Source organism: Escherichia sp. MAL-1, assembly GCF_052948035.1.
In genome coordinates this window covers 4,319,960-4,333,498 of sequence record NZ_CM129609.1, presented here as the reverse complement: position 1 = coordinate 4,333,498, position 13,539 = coordinate 4,319,960, and the positions used below count along the sequence as shown (strand labels likewise).

The window sequence follows — 13,539 nt, the reverse complement described above, 5'->3', positions numbered from 1 at the left end:
ATAAGCTAACGCTATGATGTCCGTGGTAAACCCGCCTTTATTATATTCATACGGGATATTGCTATTGTTTCTTTTTCCCCGGGATTTGTCATCATTCCTGCGACAAAGTTTTACCCAAAGAAGTGTGGCTGATATGCTGCCCGCTACTTTTATACCCTAAGAAAGGAAATACGATGACCACCCCAACTTTTGACACCATCGAAGCTCAAGCAAGCTACGGCATTGGTTTACAGGTAGGCCAACAACTGAGTGAATCTGGCCTGCAAGGGCTGCTGCCGGAGGCGCTGGTGGCTGGTATTGCAGATGCGCTGGAAGGCAAACATCCGGCTGTTCCGGTTGATGTGGTGCATCGCGCGCTGCGTGAAATCCACGAACGTGCCGATGCCGTTCGTCGTCAGCGTTTCCAGTCGATGGCTGCCGAAGGTGTGAAATATCTTGAAGAAAATGCCAAAAAAGAAGGTGTGAACAGCACCGAATCTGGCCTGCAATTCCGCGTGATCAACCAGGGTGAAGGCGCAATTCCGGCACGTACTGACCGCGTTCGTGTTCATTACACCGGTAAACTGATCGACGGCACCGTGTTTGACAGCTCCGTTGCTCGTGGTGAACCCGCTGAATTCCCGGTTAATGGCGTGATCCCTGGCTGGATTGAAGCACTGACTCTGATGCCGGTAGGTTCTAAATGGGAACTGACTATCCCGCAGGAACTGGCATATGGCGAGCGCGGCGCAGGCGCATCCATCCCTCCGTTCAGCACCCTGGTGTTTGAAGTCGAACTGCTGGAAATCCTCTAAGCAGCGCATTCTGTTCCCCTCGAACCAGAGGGGAGCAGGCATTCAGCAATAAACCCTTCAGTTTGCCAAACGGCGCTATTTTGTGTTGCAAAGACCCCGTAAGCGTGTATTTTTGTGAGCTGTTTCGCGTTATCACCGTGATATGACACTCACTTTAAACATAAAATTAACATTAGATCTAAATCTTAGTATTCATCCCGCGTATTGTTACCTAATATCGATGAGTCCCGATACAGATTCGTCGTATCATAGACTGACTAAAGGCCGTAGAGCCTGAACAACACAGACAGGTACAGGAAGAAAAAAACATGGTAGATCAGGTAAAAGTCGTTGCCGATGATCAGGCTCCGGCTGAACAGTCGCTACGGCGCAATCTCACAAACCGACATATTCAGCTTATTGCCATTGGCGGTGCCATTGGTACGGGGTTGTTTATGGGGTCTGGCAAAACGATTAGCCTTGCCGGGCCGTCGATCATTTTCGTTTATATGATCATCGGTTTTATGCTCTTTTTCGTGATGCGGGCAATGGGGGAATTGCTGCTTTCGAATCTGGAATACAAATCTTTTAGTGACTTCGCTTCCGATTTACTCGGGCCGTGGGCAGGATATTTCACCGGCTGGACTTACTGGTTCTGCTGGGTTGTAACCGGTATGGCAGACGTGGTGGCGATCACTGCTTATGCTCAGTTCTGGTTCCCCGATCTCTCCGACTGGGTCGCCTCGCTGGCGGTGATAGTGCTGCTGCTGACGCTCAATCTCGCCACCGTGAAAATGTTCGGTGAGATGGAGTTCTGGTTTGCGATGATCAAAATCGTCGCCATTGTGTCGCTGATTGTCGTCGGCCTGGTTATGGTGGCGATGCACTTTCAGTCACCGACTGGTGTGGAAGCGTCATTCGCGCATTTGTGGAATGATGGCGGCTGGTTCCCGAAAGGTTTAAGTGGCTTCTTTGCCGGATTCCAGATAGCGGTTTTCGCTTTCGTAGGGATTGAGCTGGTAGGTACAACCGCTGCGGAAACCAAAGATCCGGAGAAATCACTGCCGCGTGCAATTAACTCTATTCCGATCCGTATCATTATGTTCTACGTCTTCGCGCTGATTGTGATTATGTCCGTGACGCCGTGGAGTTCGGTAGTCCCGGAGAAGAGCCCGTTTGTTGAACTGTTTGTGTTGGTAGGTTTGCCTGCGGCTGCCAGCGTGATCAACTTTGTGGTGCTGACCTCTGCGGCGTCTTCCGCTAACAGCGGCGTCTTCTCTACCAGCCGTATGCTGTTTGGTCTGGCGCAGGAAGGTGTAGCACCGAAAGCGTTCGCTAAACTTTCTAAGCGCGCAGTACCCGCGAAAGGGTTGACCTTCTCGTGTATCTGTCTGCTCGGCGGCGTGGTGATGTTGTATGTGAATCCTAGCGTGATTGGCGCGTTCACGATGATTACAACCGTTTCCGCGATTCTGTTTATGTTCGTCTGGACAATTATCCTTTGCTCGTACCTGGTTTACCGCAAACAGCGTCCTCATCTGCATGAGAAGTCGATCTACAAGATGCCGCTCGGCAAGCTGATGTGCTGGGTATGTATGGCGTTCTTTGTGTTCGTGGTCGTGTTGCTGACACTGGAAGATGACACTCGCCAGGCGCTGTTGGTCACCCCGCTGTGGTTTATCGCGCTGGGGTTGGGCTGGTTGTTTATTGGTAAGAAGCGGGCTGCTGAACTGCGGAAATAACCGCATTATCATGCTGGATGGCGCAATGCCATCCAGCTTTTAGATTACTCACCCGCCAGCGCGCGTGGGAACAGTACATTGTTTTCCAGGCTGATGTGATCCATCAGGTCATCAATCAGTTCATTAATACCGTTATACATCGCTTTCCAGGTGGTGCAGGCTTCCGGCGGCGGTGTGACGTTATTGGTGGTGTGTTTAATCACTTCCAGCAGTTCGCCCGCTTCATCGTGCTCGCTTTCCATCACGCTGATTGGCCCCATTGCCTGGCTGCCCATGCCTTGTTTGATCATCGGGAAGAGGATCTGCTCTTCTTTCATCATGTGGCTGGATAGCTCTTCATGCAGCATAGTCAGGTATTTTGTCAGCCCTTTTGGCACGCTCGGTTTGTCGGCGTGAACGCGCTCGACTTTAGTCGCTTGCAGGATCAGCTCCGGCAACTGCTCGCGGTGACGATCGTGGTAGCGCACGATGATATGGTCAATGATTTCTGCCAGCGGGGCGCTACGCCAGTCTTTCTCAATCGGTTGTTCAGCGAGCTTTGCCAGTTCAGCTTCAATGACCTCAACATCCAGTTCTTTACGTGCCGCCGCGCGCGCCAGCGTTTGCTTACCGCCACAGCAGTAATCCATATCATATTTACGAAACAGAGCTGAAGCGCGAGGAATAGAGAGCGCCAGTTCACCTAAAGGTTGGTCGCGATAAGCCATAGCTGATACCTCATTCTTAATAAGATAAGATGTATTTTAAATGCATCTTTAAGGCAAAAGCTATAACCCTTACGTAGCAGAGGCTTATTTAACTCACAGCCAGTATGTCAACTTTCTGAGACAGATTCAGTTAAAGGCTTTTCCGGTTTTGCTCTGACTGCAATGACCACGCCAACCACTAACAGCGCGATACCGCTCAGCGTCATCAGCGGCGGCATTTGCTGGCGTATCAAAAAGGTGTACAGCAAACCTGCCAGTGTTTCGAAAACGATCAGCGGCCCGAGAATCACTGTCGGTAATCGCTGGCTGGCGACGTTCCAGCAGAGTGCGCCAACCCATGAGCAAAGCACGGCTATCGCAACCATCAGACTAATAAACACCAGCGGACGGGGGCCAAAAGGTAGGGAGAAGTCCGGCGTTTGCGTATTCAGCCAGTAACAAGCGACGAGATAGCCGATGAGAGAAACCGGCAGCGTGACCAGCGCCTGCGCCGTTGCCCACATCATCGGATGTTTGTCGGGATTTTCCCGCAGCCAGCGGGCGTTGCGTAGGGCATACCACGCCCAGCAGACCACGGAAACTAACGCTAGCACGATGCCTGAGATATAACGTGCCCAGTCAAAATCGGGGAGTCCGTGGTTTAACTCAGCAATATTCACACACGCCAGGCCGATGCCAATACAAACCAGTGCCGGGGCGAGTTTTCCCCACGCGAGTTTGCCGTCGCGCTGGCTATAAAGCAGATTGGCAAAAACGGGAATCACCACCGGCAGGGTGCCGATAATCATCGTGGAAACAGGCGCGCCAGTACGTTGAATGGCACTGGCAAGGCAGAAGTAATAAATGAGGTTGCCCATCATAGTGAGCATCAAGGCGGTAAGCCAGTCCCGACGCGCCAACTGACGCAGACGCACGCGTCCCAGCCAGGCAATGGGCAGCGCAATTAACCCTAACGCCAGATAACGCCCCATCGACTGCAACATCGCCGGGTATTCCGGTACGATCAACGGCCCGACAAAAATAAGCCCCCACATCAACCCTGCTAACAGGGCGTACAACACGCCGCTAATCATTACTGGCATCCATTGATCTGTCAGAAGAAAGTTCAGGAAGCAGACATGATTGCTCCCGGCATCCCGTCATTATCAGAGAGGATGCGGGAGGATGCCACTTTAATTAACTATTTATTAACATTAAAAAGATGGCTTACGCTTTCGGCTAACGTTGTCGTTGGGCGGCCAATCAATTTGCTCAGCGTTTTGCTGTCATCAAACAGACCGCCTTTCGATGCGCCAACGTCAGAATCCGCCAGCATATCCGCCAGTCCGTCAGGCAGGCCAACGCTTTTCAGCGCCGCAGCGAAATCGGTTTCGCTCAGATTTTGATAGGTAACCTGTTTGCCGCTCTGTTTGGTCAGCTCTGCCGCTAACTGTGTCAACGTCCAGGCACTATCGCCCGCCAGCTCGTAAACCTTGCCTTCGTGACCGGCTTCGCTAATCACGCGTGCCGCAGCTGCCGCATAATCTGCCCGCGTTGCCGAGGCAATTTTGCCATCGCCCGCGGCACCGATAAATACGCCGTGCTCCAGTGCTGCCGGGGCGCTGGCGAGATAGTTTTCGGTGTACCAGCCGTTGCGCAGCAGGGTGTAAACGATGCCAGAATCAGCCAACATTTTCTCCGTCTCGATGTGCTCATCGGCGAGGCCGAGCGGAGATTTATCCGCGTGAAGCAGACTGGTATAAGCGATAAATTTCACGCCAGCCGTCTTTGCGGCATTAATAACATTACGATGCTGCGGGGCACGTTGACCCACTTCGCTGGAAGAGATCAGCAGTAGTTTTTCCACTCCCTGAAGTGCAGATGTCAGTGCGGCTTCATCGCCGTAGTCAGCCTGACGCACGGTAATGCCTTGTGCTGTCAGTGCCTGGGCTTTTGCCGGATTACGAACGATAGCCACTATTTGGCTGGCAGGAACCGTTTTCATCAAGGATTTAATAACATAGTGACCAAGTTGGCCAGTGGCACCAGTAATAGCGATCATGGGAAGTCTCCATCGTTTTGTCTTGTGTTTAAATACGCTAACACCTAAACTTACTTTTAGTAAGTACGTACAAAAAGGTAAGTATGAAATGAGTCAGGTTAGCCTGTCACAACAACTGAAAGAGGGTAATCTCTTTGCGGAACAGTGCCCGTCGCGCGAGGTGTTGAAACACGTCACCAGCCGTTGGGGGGTGTTGATTCTGGTGGCGCTACGCGAAGGTACTCATCGCTTTAGCGACCTGCGGCGCAAAATCGGTGGGGTGAGTGAAAAGATGCTTGCGCAGTCGTTACAGGCGTTAGAACAGGATGGTTTTCTTAACCGTATCGCGTATCCGGTGGTGCCGCCGCATGTGGAATATAGCCTCACGCCGCTGGGCGAGCAGGTGAGCGAAAAGGTTGCTGCACTGGCGGACTGGATTGAGTTGAATTTGCCCGAGGTGTTGGCGGTGCGGGATGAACGTGCGGCATAACTGCCGGCTGCGCTTATCCGGCCTACGGTTCATGACTTGTAGGGCGGATAAGATGCGCCAGCATCGCATCCGACAAAAGTGCCGGATGCGGTTGATGATTTATAGGCCGAAAAAGAAGTGTATTACTTACTCAAATCCACCTGATAAATCGCAAACCCGATATCATCGGTCGCGACTTTATTCATCGGATATTGCCCTTTCTCTTTAATAAACGCCGCGGCTTTATCTGATGGAGAGGTTTCGAAACGGATATCCAGTTTCTTATCGCCAGCTATCGGTGCTAAACGCCAGTTGTTATCTGCCGCCGGGTGAATTTCCCCCGCACGTTTCGACTCATCAGCAATCCACGCTGCCAGCACCGAGCGGTTCTCATCCGGTGAAGCAAAAGCGATATGGCTGTCGCCCGTACCGGCAAATTTGCCGCCGTAAGCGCGATAGTTATTGGTGGCAACCAGGAACATGGCGTTCGGATCAATCGGCTTGCCATTAAAGGTCAGGTTCTTAATCCTTTCCGCATTGGCATTAACCATCTGGCACTCGCCGTCATAACGGGCAGGCTGGGTAACATCAATCTGATAATTCACACCATCAATCACATCAAAGTTATAGGTGCGGAAACCATCCCAGTTGATGAGTGACTGTGGTTTCGTGTTGTCAGGATCAATCTGGTTAAACTGTCCGGCGGAGCACTCCAGCCACTCTTTCACCTCTTTACCGCTGGCTTTCACCACAATCAGCGTATTGGGGTAGAGATAAAGATCGGCGGCATTACGGAAGGTCAACTGGCCTTTTTCCACCTCCACATAGCTTGCCGGGTCATTTTTGCGACCACCAACTTTAAACGGTGCGGCAGCTGAAAGCACCGGCAGTTTTGCCAGATCCGGATCGCCCTGAATGTAATGTTCGACATACGCTTTTTGCGCGTTGTTCACCACCTGCACGGTCGGATCGTCCTGCACCAGCGCCAGATAGCTATACATATTGTCGGCAGATTTACCGATTGGCTTGCTGACAAACTGGCGTGTGGCATCGTGATCGGCTTTGAGTGTTTCTACCAGCTTGCTGTCTTCCGCCGCGAGGGATTTTTTATTGGCGATGTCGTAAATCGGCCGTGCTTCCGCTTTCGCCTGCGTCACCTGCCATTTACCGCTGTCATTACTGAGTTGTAAGTCGACCACCCCAAGATGATCGCCCCACATGCCCGGCATTACCGCCGGAACACCATTCAGCGTGCCTTTGGTGATATCAGCCCCTTCGATATCAGCAAAATCTTTACCCGGGAAAACGGCGTGAGCATGGCCAAACATAATGGCGTTAACGCCCGGAATTTCACTGAGGTAATAAACTGAGTTTTCCGCCATTACTTTATACGGATCGGCAGACAGCCCGGAATGCGCCAGAACGACAACGACATCGGCACCTTTCTCGCGCATTTCAGGCACGTATTTGCGCACGGTTTCGGTAATATCATTCACCGTCACTTTTCCGGATAAATTAGCTTTATCCCAGCCCATGATTTGCGGCGGCACGACGCCAATATAGCCAATCTTCAGCGTCTGTTTTTTTCCGTCTTTATCGACCACTTCGGTATCTTTAATTAAATACGGTGTAAACATTGGCTGTTTGGTTCTGGCGTCAATGACGTTGGCATTTACATAAGGGAATTTCGCTCCTGCCAGCGCATTTTTCAGGTAATCCAGACCGTAGTTAAACTCATGGTTGCCAAGCGTGCCGACGGTATAGTCCAGCGTATTTAATGCCTTATAGACCGGGTGAATATCACCTGCTTTTAATCCTTTCGCCGACATGTAATCGGCCAGCGGACTCCCCTGAATCAAATCGCCGTTATCGACCAGTACGCTGTTTTTCACTTCATTGCGGGCATCGTTAATCAGGCTTGCCGTACGTACCAGTCCGAATTTTTCCGTGGCGGTGTCTTTGTAATAATCGAAATCCATCATGTTGCTATGCAGATCAGTGGTTTCCATGATACGCAGATCGACCGTCGCTGCATTCACACTGGCGGCAATCAGCGTGGCCAGGAGCGTTGCGCTAAACTTAATCATCAGGGACATCCTTTTATCATCGGGAATACGAAAGAAAAGGGAGAATAAACGCCTTACTTATAGAACAGTGAAGAATGCCACAATTTTACGCTTTGAAAATGATGACACTATCACAGTTGGCGCATTCATTAACGATAGGGTATAAGTAAAACAATAAGTTAACACCGCTCACAGAGACGAGGTGGAGAAATGTTAGATCAAGTATGCCAGCTTGCACGGAATGCAGGCGATGCCATTATGCAGGTCTACGACGGGACGAAACCGATGGACGTCGTCAGCAAAGCGGACAATTCTCCGGTAACGGCAGCGGATATTGCCGCACACACCGTTATCATGGACGGTTTACGTACGCTGACACCGGAGATTCCGGTCCTTTCTGAAGAAGATCCTCCCGGTTGGGAAGTCCGTCAGCACTGGCAGCGTTACTGGCTGGTGGACCCGCTGGATGGCACTAAAGAGTTTATTAAACGTAATGGCGAATTCACCGTTAACATTGCGCTCATTGACCATGGCAAACCGATTTTAGGCGTGGTGTATGCGCCGGTAATGAACGTAATGTACAGCGCGGCAGAAGGCAAAGCGTGGAAAGAAGAGTGCGGCGTGTGCAAGCAGATTCAGGTCCGCGATGCGCGCCCGCCACTGGTCGTTATTAGCCGATCCCATGCGGATGCGGAGCTGAAAGAGTATCTGCAACAGCTTGGCGAACATCAGACCACGTCCATCGGCTCTTCGCTGAAATTCTGCCTGGTGGCGGAAGGACAGGCGCAGCTGTACCCGCGCTTCGGACCAACGAATATTTGGGACACCGCCGCTGGACATGCTGTGGCTGCAGCTGCCGGAGCGCACGTTCACGACTGGCAGGGTAAACCGCTGGATTACACTCCGCGCGAGTCGTTCCTGAATCCGGGGTTCAGAGTGTCTATTTACTAAATTCAGATGGCAGAAACAGAGTATTTCCTGATTCTGCCATCCTGATTTCTCCCAACCTAAAAAGTTATAAATAAAAAGAGATTGTATTTTAAGTGCAAAAATTCAATTGCTAATAAGTTACATTTTAATAATGAGCGTTTTTTGATAGTTTACTTTTATAATGAGATATTTAATGGCGACATAAAATAACCTAATAAAATAAGGTTGTCATATGTTACCCAGGATCAGACACAATAATTTTATTGGTGCGGTGGAGCTATTTGTAAAATCATCGTATACAAAAACACATTCAAACAATTTTTTAATAATATTCAACATGCATTTAGGAAAAAAGATTGGGTTTCGAATTATGATAGCCTGTTAACTTTGCGGGAGTTCTTTCGTTGCGCAACTCAGATTGATAAAGATAGTTATCAAGTGCTTTCATCAAAAAATGAAACTGTTAACGCCATGGATAAGTTTCTTATCAGTTTCAGCCTTAAAGATAACGGTGCCGAATATACAATGACATTGCGAGGCAGTGGATTTGAATACGAAGAAATCCCCATAACAATAAATGAGTATAACTCATTCATGGATTTCAAAAACCGTGAATTTCCGTTAGAACAAAACAGACGATTGTATGCCTGGGATATTCTGCAGAAAAAACAGTCTGACATACCGAAAAGGATTAAAGGTTATATTCACCAGGCGATTGGTAACGTGTCTTTAGGTTATGCCTTATTGGAGGATATAGTAAGCAAATTAAAACGGGGTAAATTTGAACTCCAAATACCAGGCGGTGGAATTAAAGAATGCGATGGATGGTATATTTACGAAAAAATAATTGATGATAATTTTGCCATAGTCATAGAATCTTTGGGCTTTGCGCTTAAAATCTATGGAGGGGATGAACGTTTTCGTAATGGTTCCTCTGTTGTTTTGGAGGATGAAGATTACTCTCTTATTTATAATTTTCTGGTTAATGCAGGTTGCCAACAAGTGGAATTAGCCGAACAAGTGGATGCGATAGTAAGTGCGAATCTGGCCGCAGATAGTAATATTACCAAAGAAAAGATTTGCGAGAAATATAAATCGACCATTGAGGCGTTTAAAAAAGAGCAACTAGCGTTACCAGTATGAGTTCGGCGTAAGAACTCAGAGACTTAATTCCCCTATCCCATAGATAACGATAGGGGAAAATTATTTTTGCAGAATTTATGTTATTGCCATTATTTGAGCAATTTTTGCAGCAGGTCCATCACTTGCTGCACCTCTTCCTGTGTGAGCGCCCCGTCTTTGGCCCATTGCACGCGACCGTCTTTATCCAGCACCACTACAGCGGAACTTTCTTCATCCAGCTGCCAGGCACCGCGCGCGACGCCATTGCTATCGACAATAAACTGCGACCAGGGATAAAGCTTTTTATTACTCTCCAGACTGCTGCGCACAAACATGCCGGAACCCGGAATCGCGTCGTCGGTGTTAACAATGGTGGTGGTCTGGTAACGATCGTGCGGTAACTTCGCTGATTTAATCGCTTCAATCAGCGTCGCGTTTTTCTCTTTTGCAGAGGTGCGACCAGCAATATGTTGCAGTACTCGCACTTTTCCCACTAACTGCGCGCTGTTCCAGGTTTTGTAGCTAAACTGATCTTTATCAAGCACCAACTCGCCCCGATCGGTAATGCCAATCGGCGGCACTCGCTGACCGGTTTCGAACTGATGTGCGGAAGCCATCATCGGCAACAGCAGGCAGGTGAGTGCCAGAATCTTGCGTAGGGTCATGGTGTTTCCTTCTTATGATATGCAGGTGATCCGACCACTTGGGTCTGAGTTTTAATCATATGTGCTATTTATCGAATTTCCCGCAAGTGTGATGCCAGTTTGCGGTCAAGCGCACAAATCATATGAAAAATGAATGCTTATACTGAAGACCGCGCTTCGGTAAAAAGATAATTCTGAATAATTGTAACCTTTAGGTAAAAAAAGTTATACGCGGTGGAAACATTGCCCGGATAGTCTATAGTCACTAAGCATTAAAATTTGCGCCTCATAATAGTTGGGCCGATTGTGGCACCGCACAGGCGTAATACTCAGCAGGAGATAACAATGAAAATTTTCCAACGGTACAACCCACTTCAGGTGGCGAAGTACGTAAAGATCCTGTTCCGTGGACGGTTATACATCAAGGACGTTGGCGCTTTTGAATTTGATAAGGGTAAGATTCTTATCCCAAAAGTGAAGGATAAGCTGCATTTGTCAGTGATGTCCGAAGTTAACCGTCAGGTTATGCGTCTGCAAACAGAGATGGCTTAACCAAAGTGCTATGCAGTAATAAGACGGCTCCTGATTCAGGAGCCGTTGATGTTTCTGGGGGTTACGCGACGCTTTCTTCTTTATCTTTAGCGTCAGGCAGTTTTGGCGAAAGGGCGGTGGCCTTGCTGTCGATCCGGGTCACCAGCAGCTGGTCGATGCGGTAGTTATCGATATCCACCACTTCAAATTTGTAGCCGGCGAATTTCACCGAATCGGTGCGTTTCGGGATCTTACGCAGCATAAACATCATAAAGCCGCCGATGGTTTCGTAGTTGCCCGACTGCGGGAACTCGTCAATATCCAGCACGCGCATGACGTCGTCAATTGGGGTGCCGCCGTCAATCAGCCATGAGTTCTCATCACGGGCGACAATCTGCTCTTCCAGCCCCTGACCGACCAGATCGCCCATCAGCGTGGTCATCACGTCGTTGAGGGTGATGATCCCCACCACCAGCGCGTACTCGTTCATGATCACCGCGAAGTCTTCACCTGCGGTTTTAAAACTTTCCAACGCCTCTGAAAGGGTTAACGTATCCGGCACAATCAGCGTGTTGCGAATTTGTACGCCGCTGTTCAGTGCCAGGCTTTGGTTAGCCAGCACGCGGTTCAGCAGGTCTTTAGAATCGACATAACCGATGATGTGGTCAATATCTTCATTACAGACGAGGAACTTAGAGTGCGGATGTTCCGCCACCTTATTCTTCAGACTTTGCTCATCTTCGTGGAGATCAAACCAAATCACGTTTTCACGCGGTGTCATTGAAGACGGAACGGTACGGGATTCCAGCTCAAAGACGTTTTCAATCAGCTCGTGTTCCTGTTTACGTAACACGCCCGCCAGCGCACCGGCTTCCACTACCGCGTAGATGTCATCAGAAGTGATGTCATCTTTACGTACCATTGGCAGTTTGAAAATACGGAAGATCATGTTCGCCAGGCCGTTGAAGAACCACACCAGCGGGGTGCAAACGTACAGGCAGAAGCGCATCGGGTTGATGATACGCAAAGCCACCGCTTCTGGCGCAATCATACCGATGCGTTTCGGAGTTAAATCCGCAAACAGGATAAACATGCCAGTCACTAACGAGAAAGAGAGAATAAAGCTCAGTTGCTCAGAGAGTTCTGCCGACATATAGCGGGAGAACAGGCTGTGAAAAGCTGGAGAAAATGCCGCATCACCGACGATACCGCCGAGAATCGCCACTGCGTTCAGACCGATTTGGACCACGGTAAAGAACATGCCGGGATTTTCCTGCATATTCAGAACGCGTTGGGCATTTATATTGCCTTCATCAGCCAGCAGTTTAAGTTTGATTTTGCGTGAGGCGGCAAGCGAGATCTCGGACATCGAGAAGAACGCACTTACAGCGATCAAGCAGAGTATGACTAAAATACTGTTTAACATATCTTATCCGACCTTTCAGGCCAGATCCTCGGAAGGGGAAGTTGATTAATTTGTGTGAAATACACATTGAAAGCCGATTCGAAGAAAGTGAACCGGCATTTTCAGTGGCTAGTATAGCGTAAGGTACTGTAAAGTCGCCAGAGGGTTAAAATTCAGACTGCTGATAAATGCAATACTGCCTGATGCGCTATGCCAATCAGGCCTACGCAGTCCTTGCAATATATTGAATTTGGACGATTTTGTAGGCCTGGTAAGGCGTTTACGCCGCATCTGGCATAAACAAAACGCACTTTATCAACAAACTACATTTGTACCCGTAACGCTATGCTTCCGGCGGCAGACAGACGCCAATTCCGCCAATTCCACAGTAACCATATGGGTTTTTATGCAGATATTGCTGGTGGTCATCTTCGGCATAATAAAACGGTGTGGCGTTAGCGATTTCCGTGGTGATGTGACGATCGTCATCGGCGGCAAGCATCGCCGCCTGAAAACGTTCCAGACTGGCGCGAGCTGCGGCATCCTGTTCTGGGGTCAGCGGATAAATCGCTGAACGATACTGCGTGCCGTGGTCATTGCCCTGACGCATTCCCTGGGCGGGATCGTGATTCTCCCAAAATACCTGTAGCAACTGCTCATAGCTGATGACGGAAGGATCGTAAACAATGCGTACCGCTTCGGCATGACCCGTATCACCGGAGCACACTTCCCGATAAGTCGGATTTGGCGTATAGCCTCCGGTATAGCCTGCGGCGGTGCTGTAAACGCCGGGTAACTGCCAGAACAGACGCTCCACACCCCAGAAACAACCCATCGCAAAAATGGCAATCTCCATTCCGTCAGGTACATTGGTCATTGAGTGACCGTTGACCGCATGCAGCGTGGCTACGGGCATCGGGGTGTTACGTCCAGGCAGGGCATCGGCGGGGGAAACCAGATGCTTTTTATCAAATAAACTCATGGTGTCGCTCTCCCGAAAATCGGTCATTGGGGTTAAGGTTGTAACAAGAGGCGTATTTGCACACAATAACCACCGTGAATAGGTCTAAAGTAAAACATAAGAAATATTTGGGGTTTAGTCTGCTTTTTAATCCATATTACTGGATTTT

General features: G+C 49.4%; 12 protein-coding genes and 1 pseudogene. 6 read left to right on the top strand and 7 right to left on the bottom strand.

The annotated features are described in order from the left end of the window. Nucleotides 1–173: 173 nt before the first annotated feature. Both fklB and cycA read left to right on the top strand, forming a co-directional pair. Nucleotides 174–794, top strand: coding sequence for an FKBP-type peptidyl-prolyl cis-trans isomerase (gene fklB / locus ACU8XX_RS21600; protein WP_000211238.1), 621 nt, complete (start codon nucleotides 174–176; stop codon nucleotides 792–794). Nucleotides 795–1,102: 308 nt separating this feature from the next. Beyond that, nucleotides 1,103–2,515, top strand: coding sequence for a D-serine/D-alanine/glycine transporter (gene cycA, locus ACU8XX_RS21595; protein WP_000228346.1), 1,413 nt, complete (start codon nucleotides 1,103–1,105; stop codon nucleotides 2,513–2,515). A gap of 44 nt (nucleotides 2,516–2,559) precedes the next feature. On the opposite strand, the gene ytfE is transcribed toward cycA, so the two are convergent. From ytfE to qorB, 3 genes are all read right to left on the bottom strand, one after another. Continuing rightward, the gene (ytfE, locus tag ACU8XX_RS21590; protein ID WP_000331456.1) at nucleotides 2,560–3,222 is read right to left on the bottom strand and encodes an iron-sulfur cluster repair protein YtfE; all 663 of its coding nucleotides are present in this window, start codon (nucleotides 3,220–3,222) and stop codon (nucleotides 2,560–2,562) included. A gap of 107 nt (nucleotides 3,223–3,329) precedes the next feature. Beyond that, on the bottom strand, nucleotides 3,330–4,295 hold the full coding sequence (locus ACU8XX_RS21585; RefSeq protein ID WP_001300546.1) for a DMT family transporter: 966 nt from the start codon (nucleotides 4,293–4,295) through the stop codon (nucleotides 3,330–3,332). 107 nt (nucleotides 4,296–4,402) lie between these two features. Then, nucleotides 4,403–5,263, bottom strand: coding sequence for an NAD(P)H:quinone oxidoreductase (gene qorB / locus ACU8XX_RS21580; protein ID WP_000560597.1), 861 nt, complete (start codon nucleotides 5,261–5,263; stop codon nucleotides 4,403–4,405). A gap of 88 nt (nucleotides 5,264–5,351) precedes the next feature. Here qorB and ACU8XX_RS21575 point away from each other — a divergent pair, with 88 nt between their 5' ends. Further along, complete coding sequence (locus ACU8XX_RS21575; protein WP_000084622.1) at nucleotides 5,352–5,732, top strand: winged helix-turn-helix transcriptional regulator; 381 nt, start codon at nucleotides 5,352–5,354, stop codon at nucleotides 5,730–5,732. A gap of 122 nt (nucleotides 5,733–5,854) precedes the next feature. On the opposite strand, the gene cpdB is transcribed toward ACU8XX_RS21575, so the two are convergent. Beyond that, a complete protein-coding gene (gene cpdB, locus ACU8XX_RS21570) occupies nucleotides 5,855–7,798 on the bottom strand; it encodes a 2',3'-cyclic-nucleotide 2'-phosphodiesterase (protein WP_016241794.1) in 1,944 nt (647 codons plus the stop codon). 189 nt (nucleotides 7,799–7,987) lie between these two features. Here cpdB and cysQ point away from each other — a divergent pair, with 189 nt between their 5' ends. Both cysQ and ytfI read left to right on the top strand, forming a co-directional pair. Next, nucleotides 7,988–8,728, top strand: a complete 741-nt coding sequence (cysQ, locus tag ACU8XX_RS21565; protein ID WP_000886920.1) for a 3'(2'),5'-bisphosphate nucleotidase CysQ — start codon at nucleotides 7,988–7,990, stop codon at nucleotides 8,726–8,728. 211 nt (nucleotides 8,729–8,939) lie between these two features. Next, nucleotides 8,940–9,850: pseudogene (ytfI, locus tag ACU8XX_RS21560) on the top strand (protein YtfI). A gap of 89 nt (nucleotides 9,851–9,939) precedes the next feature. Here the strand turns inward: ytfI and ACU8XX_RS21555 are convergent. Continuing rightward, nucleotides 9,940–10,494 (bottom strand): YtfJ family protein, encoded by a 555-nt coding sequence (locus ACU8XX_RS21555; protein ID WP_000175287.1) that lies wholly within the window; start codon nucleotides 10,492–10,494, stop codon nucleotides 9,940–9,942. 324 nt (nucleotides 10,495–10,818) lie between these two features. On the opposite strand from ACU8XX_RS21555, the gene ACU8XX_RS21550 reads away from it, so the two are divergent. Beyond that, complete coding sequence (locus tag ACU8XX_RS21550; RefSeq protein WP_000689228.1) at nucleotides 10,819–11,025, top strand: DUF1107 domain-containing protein; 207 nt, start codon at nucleotides 10,819–10,821, stop codon at nucleotides 11,023–11,025. 61 nt (nucleotides 11,026–11,086) lie between these two features. On the opposite strand, the gene ACU8XX_RS21545 is transcribed toward ACU8XX_RS21550, so the two are convergent. Together ACU8XX_RS21545 and msrA are read right to left on the bottom strand one after the other, a co-directional pair. Continuing rightward, a complete protein-coding gene (locus tag ACU8XX_RS21545) occupies nucleotides 11,087–12,430 on the bottom strand; it encodes a hemolysin family protein (RefSeq protein WP_000935042.1) in 1,344 nt (447 codons plus the stop codon). Between the two features lie 322 nt (nucleotides 12,431–12,752). After that, nucleotides 12,753–13,391: a peptide-methionine (S)-S-oxide reductase MsrA gene (msrA, locus tag ACU8XX_RS21540; RefSeq protein ID WP_001295196.1), complete on the bottom strand. Its 639-nt coding sequence runs from the start codon at nucleotides 13,389–13,391 to the stop codon at nucleotides 12,753–12,755. Nucleotides 13,392–13,539 lie beyond the last annotated feature (148 nt).